This is a genomic window from Chitinimonas violaceus (assembly GCF_052601015.1).
Window position 1 is genome coordinate 1 of the sequence record NZ_JBQXDJ010000253.1, and the last position, 359, is coordinate 359.

General features: G+C 57.4%; 1 pseudogene. It reads right to left on the reverse strand.

Annotated features, from left to right (window positions below):
• Positions 1 to 228: pseudogene (locus ACUHMQ_RS21180) on the reverse strand (IS3 family transposase); the annotation flags it as partial.
• Between the last annotated feature and the right edge of the window lie 131 nt (positions 229 to 359).

Consider the following 359-nt stretch of genomic DNA (forward strand, 5'->3'; position numbering starts at 1 on the left):
TCTTGCACTATAGGTTCCGCGTGTTTTGTCGTGGGCTGCACGGATTGCTACCCGCAATCGTTCGTCTTCCTGAGCCCGTCGACTCGGTGGACGTTTAAGCCAGGCATAGAAACCACAACAAGAAACCGCCAGGGTCCGGCACAGCCACGTTACCGGGTAAACCTGTCGCCATTGCTTCACGAACGCGTACCGGGCAGTGATTCCCTGGCAAAGTACGCCGTTGCTTTCCTAAGAAACACCCACGGAATCCGGCGTGTTCTGGGGTTGTAATACAAAGCCGAACTGTGCCGCGCGGCGATGTAGTTGCTTGATGACCCGCGCTCGGTATGCCTGCTCGTAGTGATCAGCGCCCGGATCGC